This is a genomic window from Nakamurella sp. PAMC28650 (assembly GCF_014303395.1).
Lineage (GTDB): Bacteria > Actinomycetota > Actinomycetes > Mycobacteriales > Nakamurellaceae > Nakamurella.
In genome coordinates this window covers 2599735-2619364 of sequence record NZ_CP060298.1, presented here as the reverse complement: position 1 = coordinate 2619364, position 19630 = coordinate 2599735, and the positions used below count along the sequence as shown (strand labels likewise).

Genomic DNA, 19630 nt, shown 5'->3' with positions numbered 1-19630 from the left:
CGAACGCGGGAACGATCAGTGCTGCCGGAACCGAGAGGTCCAGAATGCCGCGCTGATGGCCACCACCGACTGCCCGACCGCCAGCACTCCGGTCCCGGCCATCGTGAAGGCGACCGACAGCACGGTCCCGTGCGAGAGAAAATCGTTGCGGTGCAGCGCAGATGCGACGATCAGCGCCAACCAGGTGCCGGCCAGCGCGGCCGGCGTGCCGGCCTCGGACCAGCGGACCCGAGGTCCGCCGGTCCGAGGGGCCGCATCCGTGAGCTGTGCGGTCATCCAGCTGACTTCGGGCAGAACATCTGGTATTCGGTCTGCGCACCGCCGGAGGCGAGCACCTTTTCCACCCGGTCGGCCAGCGCCGGCACCGTCTTGGCCTGAGCGGCCGTCACCGGGCACGGCTGGACCAGGGCTGCCGGACTCGTTCCGGAATCTGCCATGGCCGGTGTCTGACCGGCCGAGATCTTGTCCAGGATCTGCTGGAACGCGTACACCGGGTAGCCCTCGAGGAAGTACTCGACACTGCCCGCCAGGTGGGGGTCGACACTGCTGCCGGTGATGGCGCTGCCGTCCTGGCCCCACCCCATGATGTTGTCGGCCCGGCCCAGCTGCTCGGCCGCCTGCAGCGCACCGACCACACCGAAGTCGTTGATGCCGACCACCAGGATGTTCTTGGCGGCGGGATGGGCCGACAGGGCATCACGGGCGGCCGGCGTCGATACTGCGATGGCACCGCCACTTTCGAACGAGACGTAGTTGGCGGCCGGAATGCTCGGGCAGATCTTCTTCAAGCCGTCGCGGGCTCCCCCGGTGCGTGCGGTGTTGACCGGGCCCGCTGCGGCGCCCTCGGCGGACAGCACCAGGTCGACCTGGCAGTTCCACTTGGCTTTCGCGATGCTTCCGAGCGCCTGCCCGGCCTGGTCACCGGCCTTTGCGTTGTCGACTCCGACGAAATACCAGCCCTGCTGGGCGATGTCGTAGGTGATCACCGGAATCTTGGCGGTCGCCAGCTTCGCCGCCATCACCGGGTTGGTCGAGGGCTGGCCGTTGAACTCCAGCACCGCGTCGACCTTGTCGTTGATGAAGGTGGTGGCGTTCTTCAGCGCCGTCGGCGCATCGTTGTTGTTGCTCAGCAACACACTCTCCCACCCACGGGACTTCGCGAGCGCCTGGGCGACCTCGCCCTGGGCCGGCTGCCAATCAGCGGGCTGACCGCCGACCGCGATCCCGATCTTGAGCTTCTTGCCGGTCGTCGGTGCCCCGACGGCACCGGACGAACCAGCTGCCGGGGCGGGAGCGGATGACGCAGCGGAGGGTCCGGAGGTCGCCGGGGCAGCCGCCGAGCCGGCAGACGAAGTGTTCCCGGCCGACGCCGCGGTGGTCGAGGCCGAGCTGCAGGCGGCCGACAACAGCAGTAGCGCCGCGGATGTCGCAACAACCAGACGTCGGGAGCGGGAGGGTGAGGTCGTTCGCTGGATACGCATGTTGTGCGTTGATACCTTTCATCGTTGAACGGCGAGGAATGATGACCGAGCGGAGGACATTGCCTTAGCTGGGGAAAGCACCGGTCGCTGCGCAGGACGAGGATTGCGGGAGGGCCTCCCCGTCCGGCGGAATGGCCCCGGTGATGAGGCCGACGATCTCCTGGGCTGATGTCCCCTTGACCGTCCTGGTCGCTATCGACCTTCCGAGCCGCATGACCGTGATCCGGTCGGCGACCTGCATCAGCTGCTGCATGTTGTGACTGACGACGATGACACCGACGCCGCGATCGCGGAGCCGGGTGATGAGGTCGAGCACCTGTGCGGACTCGCGAACGCCCAGTGCCGCAGTCGGTTCGTCGAGGATGACGATCTTCCGTCCCCACAGCACAGCTCTGGCGATGGCCAGGCACTGTCGCTGGCCGCCGGACATGCCCTTCACGCTGACGTTGACCGAGGGCACCTTGACCCCGAGTTCGGTCAGCACCTGGCGAGCCTGCTTGCGCATCGAGCGATCGCCGACGAGGTTGAACGCGCGCAACGCACGTCGCCCGGAAAGCTCCTCCCGGCCCAGGAAGATGTTCTGCACCGCGCTCATCGTGTCGACCAGAGCCAGATCCTGGTAGACCGTCTCGATACCGACCTGCAGGGCGTCGCTCGGGCGCCGGAGTACTACTTCGCTGCCTTCCAGCGTGATCGTGCCGCTGTCCGGGGTGATCGCTCCCGACAAGATCTTGAGCAGGGTGGACTTGCCGGCGCCGTTGTCCCCGACGAGACCGAGGACCTCACCCTGGGAGATGTGGACGGAGGCGTCGGCCAGGGCGACGACCGCGCCGAATTTCCTGGTGATGCGAGTGGCCACCATGGTCGGCTCAACCACCGGTGAGGCACCTGCACTGTCCGTGGCCGGCGACGTTGCTGGGTCGAGGGACATACCGCTCCTTGCTGGATCTTGACCGCTCACGGCTGCTTATTGAACCGTTTCAGAAGGTATCGGAACCTTAGGAGTGGACGGTGTCGCGTGTCAAGGGTCACAGGCAAGAAAGAAGGAATTTGCAGAAACCGGCGGGCCGAAGGAGATCCGCAATTCCCGATGCTGCCCGCAGCCAAACCTGCACCAAGGGAGAAGTACTGCTGCCAATGCTTTTTGGGCTGGCGAGGCGCGAGCCCCACCGACCCTGGCCCCGGTCGCAGAGAAGGAATCGTCTGATGTGACGCTCCAGCCCGAACCAGCCCAGGTCGTCGGCCTCCCCGACCCCGGCAGAACATCTGTTCACATCTGTGAAGCCAGCGGAGCGAGCAACCACTTGGTGCACCCCCTCCCCGGACCAGGATCAGCCGCGTGCGTGGCCGGTCTTCCGGGGTGCACCGGTGGACTCCCGAACCACCAGCTCGGCGGCGAACACCACGTGCTCGTGTTCGTGGTCGCTGTCGGCGACCGTTTCGGCCAGCATGAGTTCGGTGGCCCGGCGACCCAGCTCGCGGGCGGGTTGCCGGACGGTCGTCAACGGCACCACCCCGTACAGGGCTCCCTCCACGTCGTCGAATCCGACCACCGAGACGTCCTTCGGCACGCGCTTGCCCAACCGGGCCAGACCGGACATCAGGCCGAGCGCCAGGAGATCGTTGGCACAGAAGAAGCCGGTGACGTCCGGATGCCGGGCCACCAACTCGCCCGCAGCGGCGCTACCGGTCTCGGTGCCGCCCAGCTCGTCCACCTCACTGCGCACCAGGCGGACACCGGGGTCTTCGGCTGCCGCCTGTTGCGCACCGTCCCACCGCTGCCGGTACTGCGGAATCGCCAGAGGCGGGCTGACGAAGGCGATGTCGCGGTGGCCGAGGGACATGAGATGAGCGACAGCCTGTCGCGCGCCGTCCTGCCCGTCCACCTCGACCGAGCAGAAGTCCGGATGCTGCCTCTCCAGCAGGACCACCGAGACACCGCGGGCCCGCAGACTGCTGACCTCCGGAATCTGCAGGCCGACAGGGGACACGATGAGACCGGCCACCCGCTGGGCCTCCAGGGCGGCGAAATATCGACCCTCCTGCTCGCGGTCGCCGGCCGAACTGCAGATGACGACCAGGCGATCATCCTCTCTGGCCACATCTTCCGCACCGCCGGCGACCGCGGCGAAGAACGGGCTCGCGGCGTTCAGGACCACCACGCCGATCATCGACGTGCGGTGGCTGCGCCGCAGCATGGCTGCACCCGCGTGCCGGACGAAGCCGAGGGCTTTCATGGCGTCCAGGACCTGCTGTCGCGTGCCCGGTGCCACACTGGCCGGTCGGTTCAGGACATTGGAGACGGTTCCGACGCTCACATGGGCGCGCGCAGCGACGTCCCTGATCGTGCTCTGGATCGGTAGATCACGTCGATCTGCCATTCAGCGCGTCCGAGCCGGGAAAGGTCGCGCGACGGCAGGCACTCCTGGTCGTGCGTGCGTCATCGCCATCGGCGGCTTCCCTCCTCCACGGGCCGCGAGCGACCGCTGTGCGCCGACCCTATCGTCGGGGCCGACCCTCAGACCGCCGACAGCCCCCGCCGCAGGGCGGACACCACGTTGCGCTGGTGCGTCCCGGCGGCATCAGAGGCCGGCGCCTGCTGATATCCGTGGAACGCGCCCGGATAGACGTGCAACTCGACCGGGACGCCCGCCCGGACCAACCTGCGCGCGTATTCCAGGTCTTCCTCGAAGAACAGGTCGAGGGTACCCACGTCGAGGTAGGTCGGCGGGAGCCCGGCCAGCGTCTCCGCCCTGGCCGGGGAAGCATAGGGCGACACCCCCGGACCTCCCGGTTCCTGCCCGAGCAAGGCCGCCCAACCGAATCGGTTCGAATCCGCCGTCCACACGAATTCACCCGCAAATGGGTGCGGGTCGTCGTGGATGACGGTGCGGTCATCGAGCATCGGATAGATCAGCAGTTGGAAGGCGACCGCCACCTCGGCCCGATCCCTGGCCAGCAGGCACAGGCCGGCAGCCAGCCCACCGCCGGCACTCCCGCCGGCCACCGCAATCCGCCGCGCGTCCACCCCCAGTGCGTCGGCATTGGCGAACAACCACCTGAGCGCCGCATAGCAGTCCTCGACCGGACCGGGATGGGGCGTCTCCGGGGCCAATCGGTAGTCGACGACCACGCCGGTGCAACCCACCTCGTGCACCAACTGCTGGACCTGCAGCGAATCCTGGTCGGCGGTACCCAGCACGTAGCCGCCTCCATGCACCCAGAGCAGCCCCGGGGTGACCGAGTCAGACTCCGAACGTCGACGGATCACCAAAATGCGCAGTGCCCCGGGCCCGGCCGGGCCATCGATCGAAAGCTCCTTGACCTCGACGTCCGGGAACGGCGACTCCGCGGGGACAGTACGCAGGTATTCCTGGCGTGCCTGTTCTCGGACGAGCGGCAGGGATTCGACGGTCAGCTCCAGTGGCGGCCACGCGTCGAGCAGATCTCGAAGCTGTGGATCAACCAGATGACGGGATTGCACTTTTCGATCCTCCGCGGGTCCGATGGGGCGGGTGGTGTCCGAGGCGCAAGACTGGGCCATGTGCGGGGTGCCAGAGGAAATGGGTCCGCCGGTTCTGTTCACAGCCGGCGGCTCGTCGCACCGACGGACCGCCGGAGGTCAAGATGTTCCCGGGCGAACGGGGCTTCTGCCGGCCGGGCTTCTGTGGCCGGGTTCCGGCAGGACAAAGCGTCTGCAGGACAAAGCGTCTGCAGGACAAAGCGTCTGCAGGATAAAGCGTCTGCAGGACAGAGCTTCTGCGAAGCACCGTCATGGGCAACGCCTTCCGAAGCGGCGGCACCAAAAGGGTCACAGCGATCCGATCTGGGACACCACCGCCCGATCAGTGGGGCACACCCACGCCGCGACGCCGCCCATCTCCGCCGGAACGAGCGGGTGGGCCGTCGGATGTCGGGGCAGACCGGCCAATTGGTCCGGGATTTAGCCCGCAGCTCCTCGATCATCCACTCCTGCACATTGTCGGCGGCTCCGACGATCCGGAGGGACTCACGATCGCCGAGATGGACGCTGACGCCCATCCCAGTGCCGTCGTGGCTGAACAGCATCGCGCAGGGGTATGCGGGCCCGATCTGCCAGTTCCCCTCCCGAATCCTGGGACGGGGCGCGCCGGTACTGGCGATGTCCCGGAGCACCGGTTCCAAGGCTCGCGCCAACGCCTCATCCATATCGCCCGTCATGCGCCGGCTCCCGGTTGGCAACCCCGGCTCCCCCGACCGCAACCAGCACGAAAGCCTATGGCGCGAAAGCGGCTGTTCGGACATGTCGCTGAAAATCGTTCTCCGGCGACCACGGTTTCCACTACCTGGATCCCTGCTGCTGGGGAGCGGCGCGGACGTGCGCGCGTTCACCCTGCCTGCCGACCAGGCTGAGGAACTCCACCGGCCCTGAGCTGGTGGCCCCGAACCAGTGCGGGGTGCGGGTGTCGAACTCGGCGGCCTCGCCTGGTTCGAGGATCAGGTCGTGCTCGCCGAGCACGAGCCGGAGTCTGCCGTTGAGGACAAAGGCCCAGTCGTAGCCTTCGTGGGTGCGAAGGTCGGGTGCGGCGTCGTCGCGTCCGGCGGGGAGAACGAACTTGTAGGCCTGGATGCCTCCTGGGCGGCGGGTCAGGGGCAGGACGATGCGGCCGTCGCTACTGGGCAGCGGACGCAGGTTGACCCGTGGATCGCCGGTCGGTGGTGCGTCGACGAGCTCGTCCAGGGTGACTCCGTGCGCGCGGGCCAGCGGCAACAGCTGTTCCAGGGTCGGGCGCCGGAGGCCGGCCTCGAGCCGGGACAGCGTGCTGGTCGAAATGCCGGTCTCCGCGGCCAGGTCGGTCAAGGTGATCTCGCGGTGTTGTCGTAGTCGTTTGAGCCGCGGTCCCACGGCATCGATGGTGCGGTCCGTCGCTGCGTCCATGTGGCCAATTTGCCATTCGGCAACTGTGTTTGCAAGTTGGCGGGTGCGCTGCTCACTGTGGAGGAACGCGGCTGTCGAACGCAGCCGCGTCGTCGTCGAGAGGCAGCACCTGGCGCACGTAAGTGGGGCGGTTGCCGAACGCGGCCGCGCCGGCCGACGCCATCAACGTCCGCAACGACAACGTCCGCACCAACAACGCCCGCAACGACAACGCCCGCACCACAAGGGAGATGCCCGATGACGCACACATTCGACGACGAGTACTGGAACCAGATCTGGCAGGGCGACCGCGCCGGGTCCATGGGAAGCGGTCAACCCAATCCGCACCTGATCCAGGAGGTCGGCGACCTGACGCCCGGGACGGCCCTGGACGCGGGCTGCGGCGCCGGAGCCGAGGCGATCTGGCTCGCCGCTCGTGGTTGGCGGGTCACCGCAGCCGATATCGCAACCGCAGCACTGGATCTCGCGGCCGAGCGGGCCGCAGCCGCCGGCGTGGTCGAGCGGGTGCAGTGGCTCCGGGCCGACCTGTCCACCTGGGAGCCGGACATTCGGTACGACCTGGTCACCACGCACTACGCGCACCCCGCGATGCCGCATTTGGAGTTCTACGATCGCATCGCCGCGTGGGTGGCGCCCGCCGGCACCCTGCTCATCGTCGGCCACCTCCACCGCGATGCCGCCGGAGGCTCGGGCGCCGAACACAGCCACCGGCATGGCGGGCACGGGCACGACTGCCGCGACGAACCACCAGAGTCGGCCTCGGCGACCGCGGCCGCCATCACGGCGCGCCTCGACCCGGACCGGTGGGAGGTCGCAACCGCTCAGGAGTCAGCCCGGACCCTGTCCGGTGACGGCGGCCGGGACGTCACGCTCTACGACGTCGTCGTCAGAGCCACCCGTCGCCCCTGAAATCACTCGACCTGCGACTGCGACTGCAGCTGAGCCTGCGGATGCGACTACAGCTGCGCCTGCCGATGCCGATGCCGATGCCGATGCCGATGCCGATGCCGATGCCGATGCCGATGAAAGTCACCGTCGGCCTGACCGACGGCATCAAGGGCACGCTCGGTCTTCAGTGAAGCGACCCACCGCCGATGCGGGCGTCGACGGACGTCGACAGGGTCGTCGCCAACACCGCCGCGACGCCACGAGCCATCGCGTCGATCGCCATCGACGGGGATTCGGTGCCCACGGCCTGATCGGGTGCGAACGGCACATGCACGAACCCACCTCGGACATCGCGGCCAGAGCGCCCGATCTCGTGCATCAGTCGGTAGAACACGTGATTGCAGGTGTAGGTGCCGGCTGTCTGCGAGACCACTGCCGGAAGGCCCAACCGGCCGAGTTCAGCCACCGCCGCCTTGATCGGGAGCGTCGAGAAGTAGGCCGCGGGTCCCCCGGGAACGATGGGCTCGTCGACGGGCTGCCGACCCTGGTTGTCGGGGATGCGCGCATCGTCGACGTTGATGGCGACACGCTCCAGCCGCAGTGCACTGGCCCCGCCGGCCTGCCCGACGCAGATCACCACGTCCGGGCGAAAAGTCTCCAGCGCGTCGGTGAGAACCCGGTCGACCGAGGCGAAGTCGACCGGAAGTTCCAGAACACGGATGTCCTCCGAGCCGGCCCACGTCCGGCGCACCTCCTGCACGGCCGACCACGACGGGTTGATGGTCTGGCCACCGAACGGCTCGAAGCCGGTCAGAAGAACGGTGGTCTGGGCTCCGGTGCCGGTCGTCATATCACCCATCATTCGCTGATTGCCGGCTGCCGATCTGACACCCCGGCCAAGGCGAGGACGTCAGACCCTGATGACCAGCGGGCCACCCACTGCTTCGATCGAATCGAAGTCCTCGTCCTGCGTCACCACCGGAAGATCGTTCGCCAGCGCGACCGCCGCGATCCACAGGTCGTTGATCTTCGCGCGGCGACCTTCCTCGGCGAGCCGGACGCGCAGCACGGCCCAGTGCAGGGCCGCGGTGGCGTCGATGGTCAGGGGCTGCAGGACGCTCACCGCATCGAGCGTCGCCAGACGGATCGCACGCACGGCAGTGTCGCGGGCTGCGAGCACTCCGGCCTGTAATTCGGCAATCGTCACCACACTGACAAATGCGTTGTCGGGCAATGCTTCCACCTGGAGTCGACGCCCGGACTCCTCGGCGATGAGCACCGACGTGTCCAGAAGACCACTCGGCGCCCTGCCGGTCACAACGCTTCCAGATCGTCGGTGGTCTCGCCGGTCAACGCATCGAGATCGGTCCTCAAACCCGCGTCCGCCCGGTGCCGCGTGATCAGCAGGACGAGGCCCTCCCGCGAAATGGATGGGCGCCGGGACGAGGACGGCGGAATCAGTTCCGCGACGGGGGCGCCGTTCACCGTGATGGTCACCCGGTCGCCGGCAGCGACCCTGCGCAGTACCTCAGCCGTGTGATTCCGGAGATCACGAGACGCGACCGTACTCATGTGCCGGATCGTAGCACTCGTGCCACACCAGTCTCAGATTACCCGTTCCGCCCGTCCGGGCACGGCGGCCACCGCACCCGGATGCAGTATCGCTGCGAGCGCCTCGACCCCGTCGATCAGGCGCGGACCTGGCCGGACGACGAGCCCGTCGGCGTCGATCGCCCAGATGGGAATCCCTGGCAGCTTTTCGGCAACGGCACGGGCCTGCGCGATGGCGCCGTCCAGGTGGTAGCCGCACGGAGCCACGACGACGAGATCCGGCGTGCAGGCCGCGACGGAATCCCAGGTGGCGGTGACCGACATCTGCCCGGGTCGGCCGGACACCGGTTCCCCACCGGCCGCCGTGACCAGGTCCGGCACCCAGTGCCCGGCGGTGAAGAGCGGGTCGACCCACTCGATGACGGCCACTCGCGGTCGCGGCAGACCGGCAACGGCGATGCTGACGGCGTCCAGCCGGGCCTGCAGATCGGTCACCAGCTCCTGCGCGCGGTCGGCAGTACCGGTCCGCGCGCCCACCAGGAGGATGGTGTCCAGGACGTCGGCCAGGCTGTGCGGGTCGAGAGAGACGACGTCGGCCCGACATCCCAGGTAGGACAACGCTTCCTCGACCTGCCCGGAGGGCAACGCGCAGACGCGGCACAGGTCCTGCGTCAGAATCACGTCCGGGGCGAGCGCTGCCAGTGCACCACCGTCCAGCGTGTACAGATCCTCGCCAGCCGCCAGCCGATCCCGGACGTAGCGATCGATCTCCTGCGGAGTCATCCCCGTCGTGTCGCGGCCACCCACCACCACCGTCTTCTCGATCCGCGCCGACGCGGGCTCGTCGCATTCGAAGGTCACGCCGACCACCTGGTCCCCCAGCCCGAGCGCGTAGGCGATCTCGGTGGCGGACGGAAGCATGGATACCAGTCGCATCCGCCCACCGTAGGTGAGATGAGCAGTTGATCGCGTCCGGGAATTACTGCAGCCCGCAGCAGTTGCTCTGAACAGGTGCACCGAAGCCCCTCCCCTCAGTACGTCCACCAGTCGAGAGGCTTTTCGATGTCCAGTTCCACCATCGGGACCGAGCGCGCGGTCTATTCGCCGGCACCCAAACTTGCCCGGATCGGCGGCACGTTCATCCTGCTGCTGGGTGCGTTGACGGCCGTCGGCCCGTTCACCATCGACATGTACCTCGCAGCGTTCCCGCAGATCACCTCGGATCTCAACACCCGCCCCGCTGCCGTCCAGCTGACGATCACCGCGACGCTGATCGGGCTGGCCCTCGGACAGCTTCTGCTGGGATCGATCTCCGACGCGATCGGCCGGCGCCGGCCCATGCTGACCGGTCTCGCCCTCTACATCGCCGCCTCCGTCGGCATCGTCTTCGTCAACTCGGTCGAGCTCCTGACGGCGCTGCGGTTCCTGCAGGGACTGGGCGCGGCCGCCGGCATGGTGCTGTCGATGGCGATCGTGCGCGATCGATTCGAAGGGATCCAGGTCGGCAAAGCCATTGCGCGGCTGATGCTCGTCGTCGGGGTATCGCCCTGCGTGGCCCCCCTGATCGGTGCACAGTTCCTGCGCCTCGGGTCCTGGCGCGACATGTTCATCGCCCTGGCAGCGCTGGCCTCCGTGCTGCTGATCGCGGCGTTCTTCATGCTCAAGGAGTCGTTGCCGGTGCAGCTGCGACGCTCCGGCGGAGTGGGCGCAGCGACCAGGTCCTACGTGACGCTCCTGCGCGATCCGCTGTTCCTTGGCTTGGCGTTGCTCGGCGGCTTCACCATGGCGGCCCTTTTCACGTACATCTCCTCGGCCAGCTTCGTCTTCCAGGACGGGTTCGGCCTGTCGGCCACCCAGTTCGCGATCATCTTCGCCGCGGGCGGCATCACCTTCACCATCGGAACCCAGCTCAACGGCGCCCTGCTCGGCCGGGTCGCACCCGAGCAGATCCTGCGCGCAGCGGTCCTGGGCGCCCTCGCCATCACCACCGCTTTGGTCGTGACGTCCGCCATCGGTCTGGGCGTGTGGCCCCTGATCGTGCTGCTGGTGGCCAACATGTTCGCCATCGGCATGCTGCTACCGGCGATCTCCTCGATCGCGCTCGAACGAAACGCGCACCGGGCCGGCAGCGCTGCAGCCCTGATCGGTGCGACCCAGTTCGGAATCGGCGCCGCCACCGCACCGATCACCGGGTTGTTCCCCGAAGGCTCCGCGGTGGCCATGGCGGCCGTGATGCTCGCCGCCACGGTCGTCATCGTCGGCCTCATGTTCGCCACTCGTCCGGCGATGCGGCGCAGCACCGCGGAGATTCGTTCGCCAGCCCACTCCGGCTGATGGGCTTCACGTCCGGTCGGCCAACTCATGCCGACACCAGGTCCAGCTCGACGAGGGGTCGGGATTTCACTGCCACCAGGAACCGATCAACGGCGGCCGCCCACGCTTCCAGAGACCGGAACACCGCCGGGAACTCCAGGTGCAGGTAGGCCCCGACGACCGTCGCACGACCGAAGATGAAGGCCTGCCGGACCCCGGGCATCGCCGCTGACGTCGCTGACGTCGCTTCCAGCAGCGTTTTGGACCCGTAGGCCGGCATCATCGATTTGGTCAGTGCCGGGCCGTAGACGCTGCCGGCGCCCGGACCGGCCTTGGCCCGCTGCCGGTGGACGACACGTCATCGATGCGGATGACTGGTCGCAGGACTCCGCACCGAGGTCAGATCACCGAGCAGCAGATCGAGCAGTGCCTCCTCGTGGACCGCCACGTTCGTCCGGCGCATCGTGGCGCCAAGATCCTCGTCCCACGGCGTCGGCTCCGAGTTGCCGGTCAGCGGCAATCGAACTGCGGAGTCGATACCGGCCACTGCGGCCAGGTAGTCGGCGGCTCCCATTCGCCACAGCTCCGCGCCCCCCGAGAAGAGTCGGCGAGCAATGGCCACACCGGGCCAGTCGAAATCACCGTGATACCGAACAGCCAAGCGGGACAACAACATCAGACCGGCCGAGGCTGGATTCCCGGACAGACAGATCACTGGAGCGGACACCCCCGCCGCCGCGGCGGCCTGGAGGACCTGCGGATTCTCGCAGGCAAACCCCACGATGCCAGCAGGAGCCAGAGCGACGTCGTGCGAACGCAATTCCCGCACCGTCAGATGAGTGACCAGATCGAGGTCCGCCCGATCCCGCATCATCGCGGACCAGCGGTCGTTCCCCGGCGGCCGCAGACCCCACACGATGACGGTGCCGGAGATGGAGTCGGTGCTGACCCCCAGTCGTTGCCACAGCAACCGGCGATCAGTGGCCGACACAGGCAGCGCAACGCCGAGCGCCATCGCCGTGGCTCGGAGCACCAGGGCGGCGGTCGGCGTGTTCTCGTCCAAGCCGTGGGCGCTCCCGGTCACCGCAAAGGCCAACTCGCCCAACGCCCGCTCAGCCGAGGTCAACTCACCCTGTGCCCCCTCGGCCGGAGAGCTCAACACCAGCGCGAGCGTTCGCACGGCCCGGCCGGCTACGACCGCCGCCCCCTCCGGGCGAAGGCGGGTCAGGAGACCACCCCGGTGGAGCCATTCCACCCATTCGGTGACCCACGGCATCGACGCCAACCCCGCCCGGGCGAGCTCGTCGTCCAGCTCCGACCAGACCCGGTCCCATTCGTGTCGTTGCGCCGTCCGCTCCGCGGGCCGATCACGAAGTTCGGAGCCGGTCAGGGACGCGACCACTGCGACGACCCCACGCGCGGCCGCGCTCGAGCGAAGCGCGGCATCCAGATCGGCCAGTTTCAGTCGGGTTCGACCCGGCGGAACCACTCTGCCCAGCAGCCCAGAGAGTCGGTCGGCACCGTCGTCGTCCAGGTCGACGTCGATGGTGCCGCGGATTGCATGACCATTGGCCTCGAGCCGAGCCCGTAACGACGACCAGAGGGGCGCGAGCGTAGGGGTCATCAGATGACGACGAAGCTCCTCGGGGAGGGCCAGGGTCACGTGGTGAGCCGCACATGTCGGCGGTGTCCGTCCCAATGCGTGTGGGTCGTCACCGCCGAGCTGTTGTCGAATCTGCGTACCTCGTAGATGTCCAGCTTCGGCACCTGAGGGAAGCAGCCCCACAGCGAATGGGCGGTCATGACGAAGTCGAGGTCGAGATGAACCAGCAGTCCCATCAGCTCGGCGATGGTCGGATCGTCGACCTTGGCGAAAGCGTCATCCAGCAGGATGAGCCGTAGGGCGTGCTCGGACTCCGGCAGACCGGACAGGTATCCATCCGCCGCGGCGAACAGGGTCACGTAGGAAACGAACCGTGTCTCACCCTGGGACAGCTTGGCCCGCTTGGAGATCCGTCTTTCCTGTCCGGGGGTCGGGCCGAGGATCACCACCTCGACGTCGTGCCACCGGCGGTAGTCCAGTGCCGCCGCCAGGTGGCCGGCGTAACCACTGCTGGGGTCCGCCGCATAGAACTCCTCGACCCGTTCGCGAATCAGGTCGGTCAGCTCGTCGTTGTCGGCGGAGGACCGTACCGCCCCGGAAGTCGCGACCAGCTTCAACACCCGGGCGAGCGACGAATGCTGATCGCCGAGGCCCCAGCCCAGCCGGACGCCGATGCCGTTGGTCGTCCGGATGGACTTCAGGCTGTCGTTCATCACCGCGATCAGCACCTTGGCCTGATTGACCTGACGCCTGAGTTCCTCGGCCACTCCGCCGATCACGAAGGTGGTGAACACCTCCCGTTCGCGATCGGTCAGGGCAGCTCGACCCACCTCGACGCGACGGTTCAATTCGGACGCGGCGCCGGCCAGGGTGTGAACGTCCCCGACGCCGGCCACCTGCACCACGTGAACGCCCTCTTCCATCGACCGTGCCGTGTCCAGTTGACCGGACACGTCCCGATCGAAGGCCTGGAATGCGTTGAGCACAGCGTTCTCGCCGACTGGTTGGGCGGGCTTCTTCACCACGGCCAGCAGGAGATCAGTCACCTTCTTCACTGCCTCCGGCTGCTCGGGCCGTTCTATCGGGTCGACCGTCTCTGCGGTCGCTGCGCTCAGCAGTCCGGGTACCAGCAGTCGGCGGGACAACAATTCCGCTGCCGAGATCATCAGGGCCCGCAGCACTTCCACCTGCGTGTCGGCCTGCGCCCGCGCGGCCCTGGCTTCGCCCAGCCTCCCCTGCAGCGCCGCGATTTCCCGCCCCGCCCGCTGCTCGGCCCGGTTGACCTCGGCGAGCGTCTCGGTGCTGCGTTTGAGCTCCGCCGCTGCCTGTGCCACGTCGAGGTCGAGTACCTCGTGCTGCGCCGACAATTCGGTGGCCGCATGCATCCAGCTCTGCCAGGACTCCGTCGCAGCCCTTTCGCTCTGGTCCCGTTCCTGACGAGCTTCCCGCTCGACCCGCAGGCTCGCCCCGTGCTTGGCGATACGGTCGGCGAGGTCTCGGAGCGCGTCGGCCAGCGCGCGACAGTGCCGATCAGCGTCGGCAGCATCCGATGTGGCCCGGCGCAGCGCATCCTCGTCTGCGGGCAGATCGAAGTGGGCGCAGGCCTGTTGGTGGGTGACGAGCTCGGCCGACCACCGCGACCGAAGCTCCTGCGCCCGCCGGTTCGCCTCGTCGCCGCGGGTGCGGCTGTTCGTGGCTCGGGTCCCGGCGATGCGACAACCCGACCGGAGGATGGACAGCTGCCGCCCGGAAGGGGCGGTGCGCAGGTGCCGATTCAATGCGTCCTCGCGTGCTCTGACCACCTCGAGCGCGGTACGGCGAAGTTCGGCGGCGGCCTCCAGAGCCGCGAGTTCGGAGTCGATCTCGGCCAGGCGCGCTGCCCGTCGCCGAGCCCTGGCCTGCGCACCGATGTGCCGGGCGTCGGCAACCTGGTGGCGCCCACGAAGCGGCCCGTTGCGCCAGCTCCCGTCGGTTCCGACCGAGGTGACCGCGGCACCTTCATCGAGTCCGATGATGGCCAACAGTCCGTTGACCAGAGCAGGCGGTATTCCGGCTGCCTCGTCAGGACGGAGCGACCGGGACAACGGCCTGGCCGCCGCCGATCCGTTGACGCTGAGCAGGATCTCGCCCGACGCGGCCCGGACACTGCCGTCAGCGGTGATGGTCGCCGTGAGCACACCGGCCGCCAACAGCGCGCCTTCGATTCCGGCCCGCGCCTGCTCCGGCACGTCGTCGACGAAATCGACGGCACGCCAGAACGGGACACCGGAGCGGCCGGGCAGCAGCCAGGGCGGTTCCGCCGGCGCCGGGTCCTGCGCCGCCAGCAGCTGCCGCTGCTCGTCCCGCAACACGTTGCGCTGCAGCATGTCTGCAGCATCCTGAGCCAGGAGATCGTGCCGGGTGGCTGCCATCGCGTCACGCGCCGGTGCCGCCTGCTCGGCGGCGAGCTGGTCGAGTTGCTCCAGATCGATCAAGCTCTCGTCCAGCAGCGCGTTCAGGTCGTCGAGCAGTGGAGCCAGCACCGTGACGGACCAGTCGAGCGGGCCGAGCAGCTCCACCGTGCCGGGACCAATGATCCAGGCACGCCAGTCCGAAGCCAGTTCCGCCGCGCCCGCGTCCCTGTTCAGGACGGCTTCGGCCGCCTCGAAGGCGTCCCTCTCGGCAAGTTCGAGGGCCTGGGCTGCTTCATCTTCGGCGCGCTGCACCTGGGCGCCCTGATCGACGAGCCGCTTCGCCTCCGTCATCCGCCGACCGGCGACCTCCGCCCGCCGGCGGGCCGCCTCGGCCGAGGCGGTCGCGGCACTGCGCGGGGCTTCGAGGTCCAGCGGTGACGTCTCGAACCGCCGGGGCAGCGGACGTGCCAACGACACCGGAGGGCCTTCGCGTTCGGTGCGCACCACGGCCTGCCCCGGCTCGTCCGGCAACTCGATACCGCGAATGGCTTCCACGAGACCGCTGTCCGGCAGGCGCGCCGCCCGCAGCGCGCTGTGTGCCTTCGCCAGGGCCGATGAGGCACCGTCGACGCTGTGCTGCACCTCCCGGAGCCGACCGTCGGCGGCCTCCACGGCGCGACCGTGGTTCCGCCGTTGTACGTCGGCCGAATTCAGTTTGGCGTCGGCGGCCACCGCCAGGGCCGCGACCGCATGGTCGCGCTGCGCGAGATCGTCGGCAGTCTTGAAGATCTCCCGCCCCTTGATGCCTTCGATGGCCGAGTTGAGCTCACCGACCTGATCGCGGAGGTCTTCGTGCGCGGCCTGCTTCTCCACCGCCTCCTGCATCAGTTGCTCGAGCGTCCGCAGGGTGCGCCGGGCTGCCTTCTGCCCGGACAGGTAGTCGTCCGCGGAGCCGGCCGTTGCGGTGGCGGTCTCGACCAACATCCCGGCGGCGTAGCGGCGGTATACCTGGAGGAAATGCTGCACGCGAACCAGCGAGTTCTCGAGTCGTTGCTGGCCGGCCCTGGTCTCGGTCAGGCCGTCGAGTTGGTCGCCGGCTCTGGTCAGGGTGTTCTCCCGCAGTGGCGGCAGCGCATCGCTGAGAATCTGAGGCAGTTTGCCCTCGTCGATCCGGTTGCCTACGTCGGGTGAACGGAGCGTGTGCAGCAGTTGCAGCAGGCCGGCGAACCGGTCGCGACCGGAATCACCGCGCAGGCCGAACAACTCGGTCCGCACACGCTCGCGGTGCACCTCAGCCGAATCGGTACCCCGCTCCGCTCCGATCAGCTGCTTCAACTCGTCGAGCGTGAGGACGTCGCGACTCCGGGACAGCAGTGTCAATTCCTCGCCGACGCGGAACGGGGTGGTGAAGAACCAGGGCTGCGTCCGGTGGGCGGACCGGCTGTACCGCAACAACACTCCGACGGTGAGGTACCCACCCGGCCGCGCGAACTCGGCCCACAGGTAGCCGCTGCGATTGGTCTGGTCACCGATCCCGGCCTTCATCAGTTCGTCCAGACTGACCTTGCCCGACCCGGTCGCGTCCATCTTGCGACGGTCGCCGTCCAACAGGAACGGCAACAACATCTCCAGCGCACGTGATTTGCCGGAGCCGTTGGTCCCGCGCAGGATCATCCGGCCGCCGGAGATGTCGAACTCGTTGTCCAGGTACTGCCACACGTTGACGATGCCGGCCCGGTGCAGCCGCCACCGCCCTTCGCGACGGACCGGTAGCTGTTCCGGCAGTCCGACGGCGGGCAGAGCGAAAGCAGTCATGAGTTCACCTCGAACAGCGTTGCGGGACCGGCGGTGATGGACGGGCGGTAGCGGGCACCGAAGGGGAAGACGACCAATCCGTCGGCGACGGACCGGACCAGGTCCAGTGATTGCAGCAGTTCGACGACATCGGCCCGCAGAGTGCTGGGCGAAGCGACATAGGCTGCACGCCAACGCTTCTTGTTCTCGTTGATCAGTTCGGAGATGAGCCGGTCGATCTCCGGCCAGCTCACGAGCACTCCCGGATAGTTGACCTCGCCGATCAGCACCTGCGACTCGGCGCCGGGTGCCAAAGAGACGATCAGCCGATCCAGCAGCATCAGCCCGGCCTGCTTGGCGCTGCCGGCGCCACTGCCGGGGAACTCCACGTCGGTGAGGGTGCCGGCCGCGTCGTAGGCCAGGGCTCCTTCGGCTCGCACTTCCAGGGTCAGGCCGAAGTTCTCGTCCAGGTGGCGGGTCAGTTCGGATCGTTCGCGGGACAGGACATCGCGCTCCTCGTCGTCGAGGTCGACGCGGAACACAACCGGGCTCTCCACCAGCCGGCGCCGCAACCGGCGCCGGGGTTGATCACCCGACGCCGGCTCCCCTGCGTCGGCGCTCGACATCAACTCCTGCAATGGGTTGGGTAGCAGCAGCGCGAGCAGGGGCCGATGCACCGTCAAGAGAGCCTCGTCCTCCCGGCGCTCACCCCAGGCCGTGACCGACCCCTCCGTCTCGCTCAGCACACCCCAGCTCAGCAGCAGGCCGAGCGCGGTCACCAGTTGCCGGCGATCGGAGATGTGGTCGGACATCGCGATCGACTGCTCTGCCGCGTCGGCCCTGACCTGGTCCACCAGCGCCGAGATCAGGATCTGGTCTCCCACCCCGGGCGCGAGCAGGGCGGCGCAGATCAGCGCCAGATGCGTGTAGGTCATTGCACCGAAGGCACTCTCGTCGGTCTGGCGCCGGGCGGGGCGAGAAGGGGCCGTCACCGGCAACGGCGACTTGATCAACCGGGCGAAGGAGGCCTCGACGACCAGCGCGTAGCCCAGCTGGGTTGCGAACATCGACTTCAGAGCAGCGGTGTGACGACGCACCAATGCCAGCCGCTCCGGCTCGCGCGATGCCGTCAGGATGGGGGTCGCCAGCAGGTACCGGGCGGCCTGCTGACGCCCGGCGGAATCCTGACGCCAGGTCGAGGTGGGGGGCGATGTCATGATGCTTCCTCCTGGATGTCCGCCGAAGAGGTGGCCGAGATCCGCAACTCCAGGCCGGCGAAGGTGATGGTGCCATCTTCGGCGCCGACCACCGTGTCCGACCCAGGACTGGCCGTCAACGTCAGACCGGTATCGGAATCGGTGAGCCCGGTGGCGTTCTGCGCCAACAACTTCGAGAGATGATCGAGAAGAAGTTCCCGGGCGGCCGGGGAGATTCGTGCACCGTTCAGATCACCGACCGCAGCCAACTCGGCGACCGCCGCGTTGCGCAGCTCGGCTTCCCGGCGAGCTTGCGCAATCAGTCGCTGACGATCTGCGGTCGGGTCGGGCACCCGGGACGACCGGCCGCGAATCGCCCGATCGCCCCGTTCCCGGAGCGAGATCGGCACTTCGATCGGATCCGAGACCCACCACGAGGTGGCCGGTCCGGTCCGCGGGTCCGGCTCGTCCGGCCCCAGCAGCAGGTGGCGTGCGGGATAGGCCACGAACGTGCTGTTGAAAAGTCGGTGTGCACTCAGATCGTCCAGGTCGGCGAATCGACGGGCCAGCCGCAGCAGGTCGGCCCGGCGGGAGAAGCCGGTGCCTGACGAGTCGAGCAAGCGCTTGGCGTTGTTGATCAGTTGCCCGAGGGCCTGGCCGGCGGCGGCACGCAACTGCTCTGTGCCGGAGTCGGTACCGCTCGCGCCGTACCAGCGGGCCAGCTCCTCCCAGTCCTCCCGCGAACGACCCCCGGCCCGCTCGACCACTGTCCCGTCCGGCACCGCCAGACCCCGGACCGTGGCCAGCAACTCGAGCAGCGGGTCGAGGGCGCCGAGGACTTCCTGCAGACGCGCCGACACCGCCGGAGCATGCCGGTTGACGTCAGCCGTGATCAGGTCGACGTAGTCCAGCAGCAGTGCCTTGAACTGTGCGTATTCCTCCCCGCCGAGGTCGTAGCGGCTCAGGACCCCGGACAGGTAGGCGTAGAAGTCTCGGGCACTGTCGTTGAAGAGCCGCTGGTTGTTGAAGATGGCCGTCACCTCGCCGGCCACCGTGTCCGCATCAACGCCGTTGCGCAGCGCCGACAGGACACGATCGAGCGAGTCGACGATCTGGCCGAGAAGCTCCCTGGCCACCTCGCGAGCTCCGTCCGCCGCCAGCAGGATGTCCAGGGCGGTGCGATGAACCCGCCCACCCAACTTGGACACCTGGTAACGGGACCGGGAACGCAGGAACTCGGCCACCGTGCTGACCCGTGCATCTCTCAGTGACGGGACGAGGTTCCCCCAGCTCACCAGCTGTCGGCAGCGCAGTTCCACCGTGTCGAGCTCGAGGACCGGGCCGTCCTGGGCCATCGAGGAGGCCACGTCGGCTGCCGATAGGTCCGTCAGCAAGGTCCGGGTGAACAGGCCCATGATCGCGATGTAGTCCTGGGACTCGCCCGCGGTGAGGTATCGGAACAGGTCAGCACGTCCGGGCTCGGCCACCGCCAC

The 19630-nt window shown here is 68.2% G+C and carries 19 protein-coding genes; 3 read left to right on the top strand and 16 right to left on the bottom strand.

The features are described 5' to 3' along the window. Positions 1 to 15: 15 nt before the first annotated feature. The 7 genes from H7F38_RS26020 to H7F38_RS11890 form a co-directional block, all read right to left on the bottom strand. Positions 16 to 276 carry a hypothetical protein gene (locus H7F38_RS26020; protein WP_255498456.1) on the bottom strand — a complete coding sequence of 87 codons (261 nt, stop codon included), beginning with the start codon at positions 274 to 276 and terminating at the stop codon, positions 16 to 18. Continuing rightward, positions 273 to 1481 (bottom strand): substrate-binding domain-containing protein, encoded by a 1209-nt coding sequence (locus H7F38_RS11915; RefSeq protein WP_187094244.1) that lies wholly within the window; start codon positions 1479 to 1481, stop codon positions 273 to 275. Before H7F38_RS11915 ends, H7F38_RS26020 begins: the two co-directional genes overlap by 4 nt. Before the next feature lie 64 nt (positions 1482 to 1545). Further along, positions 1546 to 2358, bottom strand: coding sequence for an ATP-binding cassette domain-containing protein (locus tag H7F38_RS11910; protein WP_222618608.1), 813 nt, complete (start codon positions 2356 to 2358; stop codon positions 1546 to 1548). Positions 2359 to 2812: 454 nt separating this feature from the next. Then, a complete protein-coding gene (locus H7F38_RS11905) occupies positions 2813 to 3862 on the bottom strand; it encodes a LacI family DNA-binding transcriptional regulator (protein WP_187094243.1) in 1050 nt (349 codons plus the stop codon). Between the two features lie 137 nt (positions 3863 to 3999). Then, the gene (locus tag H7F38_RS11900; RefSeq protein ID WP_187094242.1) at positions 4000 to 4965 is read right to left on the bottom strand and encodes an alpha/beta hydrolase; all 966 of its coding nucleotides are present in this window, start codon (positions 4963 to 4965) and stop codon (positions 4000 to 4002) included. An 837-nt stretch (positions 4966 to 5802) separates the two neighbouring features. Beyond that, positions 5803 to 6399, bottom strand: coding sequence for a helix-turn-helix domain-containing protein (locus tag H7F38_RS11895; RefSeq protein ID WP_187094241.1), 597 nt, complete (start codon positions 6397 to 6399; stop codon positions 5803 to 5805). A 52-nt stretch (positions 6400 to 6451) separates the two neighbouring features. Further along, positions 6452 to 6649 carry a hypothetical protein gene (locus tag H7F38_RS11890; RefSeq protein ID WP_187094240.1) on the bottom strand — a complete coding sequence of 66 codons (198 nt, stop codon included), beginning with the start codon at positions 6647 to 6649 and terminating at the stop codon, positions 6452 to 6454. Between H7F38_RS11890 and H7F38_RS11885 the strand changes: the two genes are divergently transcribed. Further along, positions 6637 to 7308: a bifunctional 2-polyprenyl-6-hydroxyphenol methylase/3-demethylubiquinol 3-O-methyltransferase UbiG gene (locus tag H7F38_RS11885; protein ID WP_187094239.1), complete on the top strand. Its 672-nt coding sequence runs from the start codon at positions 6637 to 6639 to the stop codon at positions 7306 to 7308. The genes H7F38_RS11890 and H7F38_RS11885 overlap by 13 nt on opposite strands. A gap of 41 nt (positions 7309 to 7349) precedes the next feature. Then, on the top strand, positions 7350 to 7478 hold the full coding sequence (locus tag H7F38_RS26015; RefSeq protein ID WP_255498350.1) for a hypothetical protein: 129 nt from the start codon (positions 7350 to 7352) through the stop codon (positions 7476 to 7478). Here H7F38_RS26015 and pcp read toward each other — a convergent pair. From pcp to H7F38_RS11865, 4 genes are read right to left on the bottom strand one after another with little or no spacing between them, the layout of a single operon-like run. After that, on the bottom strand, positions 7472 to 8137 hold the full coding sequence (pcp, locus tag H7F38_RS11880) for a pyroglutamyl-peptidase I (RefSeq protein WP_187094238.1): 666 nt from the start codon (positions 8135 to 8137) through the stop codon (positions 7472 to 7474). The genes H7F38_RS26015 and pcp overlap by 7 nt on opposite strands. 60 nt (positions 8138 to 8197) lie before the next feature. Continuing rightward, on the bottom strand, positions 8198 to 8605 hold the full coding sequence (locus tag H7F38_RS11875; protein ID WP_187094237.1) for a type II toxin-antitoxin system VapC family toxin: 408 nt from the start codon (positions 8603 to 8605) through the stop codon (positions 8198 to 8200). Further along, positions 8602 to 8859 (bottom strand): type II toxin-antitoxin system Phd/YefM family antitoxin, encoded by a 258-nt coding sequence (locus H7F38_RS11870; protein ID WP_187094236.1) that lies wholly within the window; start codon positions 8857 to 8859, stop codon positions 8602 to 8604. Before H7F38_RS11870 ends, H7F38_RS11875 begins: the two co-directional genes overlap by 4 nt. Positions 8860 to 8892: 33 nt before the next feature. Further along, a complete protein-coding gene (locus tag H7F38_RS11865) occupies positions 8893 to 9774 on the bottom strand; it encodes an ABC transporter substrate-binding protein (protein ID WP_187094235.1) in 882 nt (293 codons plus the stop codon). 126 nt (positions 9775 to 9900) lie between these two features. On the opposite strand from H7F38_RS11865, the gene H7F38_RS11860 reads away from it, so the two are divergent. Next, positions 9901 to 11172 (top strand): multidrug effflux MFS transporter, encoded by a 1272-nt coding sequence (locus H7F38_RS11860; protein WP_187094234.1) that lies wholly within the window; start codon positions 9901 to 9903, stop codon positions 11170 to 11172. Positions 11173 to 11197: 25 nt separating this feature from the next. On the opposite strand, the gene H7F38_RS11855 is transcribed toward H7F38_RS11860, so the two are convergent. From H7F38_RS11855 to H7F38_RS11835, 5 genes are all read right to left on the bottom strand, one after another. Continuing rightward, positions 11198 to 11431: a hypothetical protein gene (locus H7F38_RS11855; protein WP_187094233.1), complete on the bottom strand. Its 234-nt coding sequence runs from the start codon at positions 11429 to 11431 to the stop codon at positions 11198 to 11200. A 78-nt stretch (positions 11432 to 11509) separates the two neighbouring features. Next, positions 11510 to 12775 (bottom strand): TIGR02679 family protein, encoded by a 1266-nt coding sequence (locus H7F38_RS11850; RefSeq protein WP_187094232.1) that lies wholly within the window; start codon positions 12773 to 12775, stop codon positions 11510 to 11512. 35 nt (positions 12776 to 12810) lie between these two features. Next, entirely contained in the window at positions 12811 to 16962 is a 4152-nt protein-coding gene (locus H7F38_RS11845) for a TIGR02680 family protein (protein WP_187094231.1), read from the bottom strand. Next, positions 16959 to 18158 (bottom strand): TIGR02678 family protein, encoded by a 1200-nt coding sequence (locus H7F38_RS11840; RefSeq protein ID WP_187094230.1) that lies wholly within the window; start codon positions 18156 to 18158, stop codon positions 16959 to 16961. The genes H7F38_RS11845 and H7F38_RS11840 overlap by 4 nt, the downstream gene beginning before the upstream one ends. Beyond that, positions 18155 to 19624, bottom strand: a complete 1470-nt coding sequence (locus H7F38_RS11835; protein WP_187094229.1) for a TIGR02677 family protein — start codon at positions 19622 to 19624, stop codon at positions 18155 to 18157. The genes H7F38_RS11840 and H7F38_RS11835 overlap by 4 nt, the downstream gene beginning before the upstream one ends. Positions 19625 to 19630: the final 6 nt, after the last annotated feature.

Coding starts and splice junctions, on each gene's coding strand:
- H7F38_RS11845 (WP_187094231.1), bottom strand. CDS start 16,962: ATGACTGCTTTCGCTCTGCCCGCCGTCGGACTGCCGGAACAGCTACCG.
- H7F38_RS26020 (WP_255498456.1), bottom strand. CDS start 276: ATGACCGCACAGCTCACGGATGCGGCCCCTCGGACCGGCGGACCTCGG.
- H7F38_RS26015 (WP_255498350.1), top strand. CDS start 7,350: ATGCGACTACAGCTGCGCCTGCCGATGCCGATGCCGATGCCGATGCCG.
- H7F38_RS11885 (WP_187094239.1), top strand. CDS start 6,637: ATGACGCACACATTCGACGACGAGTACTGGAACCAGATCTGGCAGGGC.
- H7F38_RS11850 (WP_187094232.1), bottom strand. CDS start 12,775: ATGACCCCTACGCTCGCGCCCCTCTGGTCGTCGTTACGGGCTCGGCTC.
- H7F38_RS11895 (WP_187094241.1), bottom strand. CDS start 6,399: ATGGACGCAGCGACGGACCGCACCATCGATGCCGTGGGACCGCGGCTC.
- pcp (WP_187094238.1), bottom strand. CDS start 8,137: ATGACGACCGGCACCGGAGCCCAGACCACCGTTCTTCTGACCGGCTTC.
- H7F38_RS11865 (WP_187094235.1), bottom strand. CDS start 9,774: ATGCGACTGGTATCCATGCTTCCGTCCGCCACCGAGATCGCCTACGCG.
- H7F38_RS11915 (WP_187094244.1), bottom strand. CDS start 1,481: ATGCGTATCCAGCGAACGACCTCACCCTCCCGCTCCCGACGTCTGGTT.
- H7F38_RS11890 (WP_187094240.1), bottom strand. CDS start 6,649: ATGTGTGCGTCATCGGGCATCTCCCTTGTGGTGCGGGCGTTGTCGTTG.
- H7F38_RS11905 (WP_187094243.1), bottom strand. CDS start 3,862: ATGGCAGATCGACGTGATCTACCGATCCAGAGCACGATCAGGGACGTC.
- H7F38_RS11870 (WP_187094236.1), bottom strand. CDS start 8,859: ATGAGTACGGTCGCGTCTCGTGATCTCCGGAATCACACGGCTGAGGTA.
- H7F38_RS11855 (WP_187094233.1), bottom strand. CDS start 11,431: ATGCCGGCCTACGGGTCCAAAACGCTGCTGGAAGCGACGTCAGCGACG.
- H7F38_RS11860 (WP_187094234.1), top strand. CDS start 9,901: ATGTCCAGTTCCACCATCGGGACCGAGCGCGCGGTCTATTCGCCGGCA.
- H7F38_RS11840 (WP_187094230.1), bottom strand. CDS start 18,158: ATGACATCGCCCCCCACCTCGACCTGGCGTCAGGATTCCGCCGGGCGT.